Origin of the sequence: Vibrio aestuarianus (assembly GCF_012395185.1) — a bacterium.
Lineage (GTDB): Bacteria > Pseudomonadota > Gammaproteobacteria > Enterobacterales > Vibrionaceae > Vibrio > Vibrio aestuarianus.
On record NZ_JAAZTU010000082.1, the window covers coordinates 1 to 2,717 of the forward strand.

Here is a 2,717-nt window from a genome sequence, read left to right on the forward strand (position 1 = left end):
GTTTTCTAGTATTCTATCACTCAATGACTTTACCTTTTCCCTTTCTGTTACTATTTTACCTCCAAATAAAATGTATGTACCTTTTTCAAACTCATTAATTTTTATCATTTTTAATCTCCTGTAAGTGTTTACCCCTTATGATATATATACTATTAACAAGATGTTTGTAAAATATATATTCCAAATAATATTATATATATATTTTTATTTCAATAGAAATATTATAATGCTAATGTTTTTCAGTCTTTGAGATTTAATGATTTAATAATCGTTGATTAAAATAATATTCATGATAAATGTAATATATCAGGTTAGATATATTAATAAGGATATTATAATGATTTTTAAAATGACAAAGGTTGCATTTACAGTCGATAATTTCAAACATCATGTTATGTATGTTATTTCAGTAAAAAACAAAAGAGAGCTTGCAAAAGATAGATTCAACTTACTATTTAAGGGTAACAAGCATATGTCAGATCTTGGGAAGTATCTAAAAAGCGAAGGACAAGATATGACATATGACGAAATTGAACAGGTTGTTGAAAAGTATTGCAAAGATAATCACAATCACATTTTTCATACTTATGTGAAGCACAGTAAAAAAAGCAGTTGTTTAGACTATAAAAATGAGTGTCATACAGCTACAGGTGAAGACGGTATTCACTACGAGAAAGGGAATTGCACTTATAAATTGCACGAACGACAGCGTATCAAAGACAATCTGAAAAATGGTGTATTAGAGGGTAAAGACAACAAATGCAAAATTGATAAAGAGTTAGTCGAGATCTTGAAAAGGCTTAATACAGAAGAAGAAAAGATGAGCGCAATCAACACTTATATGAGTGCTGACATTATCGCTATGTATATGAATGAAACAAAAAAACAACGTGGGATTCGAGGAAGAAAAACTAAAGCAATTGATATTGAAAAGATGAGTAATGAGCATATTGTTGGTGAAGAAAATCCTCACGACCATTTTATGTTCGCTCCCTTTGATCCTGTTTCTGGGAGATTTATCAATCCAATTTCTTATTCGTATACAAAGCAAAAAGTTCACATAGCTTTCGAGAAAAAATATGCTTGGTGTGTTGATCAAGGTATCGCAATCGGTTACTGGAAGAAAGAAGGTCTGTTCGCAAGAAGAGAGTTCCTTGCTGAATGCATCAGCAATGGTCAAAACTGGAAGGAAGCAAGGAATAGCTACAACGATCTTAAATCTAATATTCATAATGAACTTACTAGTAGCAAATCAACAGCAGAAGTCATTTCTTCTCTTAAAGAAAAGGGCATACATCTAACACCTAAAAGCTTCGGCAAGATGAAAATCACATTAGACGATTCAAACGTTGAACTGAATACCGCAAGCTTCAAAGGTAAGGATTTTGATGTTGCAGTTAAGAAATTTACAGAACGATTTGACGCTGATAGGAATCTAAAATCAGGTCAGAAGATCGATAAAATTGAAGATGTTCTGACTTCTATTATAGAAAAAACGAAAGTAGATTTAGAACGTGATTTGAAACTTGCAGCAACACCAGAGAAACAGAAGCTTGCAAAGCTTCATGCTTTTAAAGAGTTTGAAAATCGCTGTCATAATGCAGGTTTGATTGTGAATCTGAACAAGCAAGGAAACATGGCGTATCACACGGTTCAAGATAATAACTTTAAGAAAAATGGAGTGATGGAAAACAACGCAAAACTGACTAAATTCAAAGCTTCAACATTCATCAATCCAGAACTACAAGGCAAAAGCTTAATCTTGCTCTTTGACCTTGATGAAGAAGCAATTATGAAGCATCAAAACGAACTATTTGATGTTATGCCTAAAACTTTAAACTACCGTCAAACCGTCTATACAAACGTAGATCTGACATTGATGAATACAGTGGACCAGGAATGGTATTTGCAGAAGCGATTCCAAGACTTATTTGATTATTGGAACGCTGAAGAAAGTCTTAATGACGATGGTTCAATTTCTTTCTTCAATAAAGATACTGGTGAAGCGATAGCCAATGAAAAACAAACTTCAGATACTACATGGACAACGACATACAACATTGCAAATCCGAAAGCAGCAGGGGCGTTCATTGCTGCATTGCAGTTAGAAAGAGCAAGGACTTTAGGCGAAGGACAGATTCTAACGATTACACCGCCTCAAGGAGCTAAGAACTTTGATGATTTACGTCATTTGCAAGTAGATCTGATGTTCTCAACAGATTCTAATAGTAATAAGGTTAGAGTTGAATATCCTAACAAGGCGACAGATGAACAACTTGAAAAGCTCATCGAACAGAGACTAGATAAAGAGCTTCAACGATTTGATAAGAATGTTCAGAAGTTCAGTAAGAACAAAACTAAATTTACTTTTACTGAAGCAAGTGGTGTTCACCTCTTACGAAACCCTGATTTCATCGACTATCAAGACAAGATTCAAGATCAGGTAAATCGTCAGATTGTCGATATGATAACGAAAAACGGCATCACTGAAATCAAATTCAGCACCAAAGATGATTCATACATCGAGAGAAACGAAAAGGCATTGTTGAAGCTTGCTGAATCGCTACCAGACGAGAAGAAAAAAATAGGGTTCTTATAAAAAGTGAAAAAAAAAAACACACACTATCAGACACCCCTCTGCCATCGCCATACTAATATACCTTACACCCGCAGCCCCTGCATGTCCATGCCACCCACGATGTTTCATTCTTCTCCCA

The 2,717-nt window shown here is 34.3% G+C and carries 1 protein-coding gene; it reads left to right on the top strand.

What is annotated here, in order from left to right; genetic code table 11:
• Window positions 1-337 precede the first annotated feature (337 nt).
• Window positions 338-2,599 (top strand): hypothetical protein, encoded by a 2,262-nt coding sequence (locus HGG78_RS18570; protein WP_172533793.1) that lies wholly within the window; start codon window positions 338-340, stop codon window positions 2,597-2,599.
• Window positions 2,600-2,717: the final 118 nt, after the last annotated feature.

Bases quoted from the DNA above. Each gene is read 5' to 3' on its own strand.
- HGG78_RS18570 (WP_172533793.1), top strand. From the start codon at position 338: ATGATTTTTAAAATGACAAAGGTTGCATTTACAGTCGATAATTTCAAA.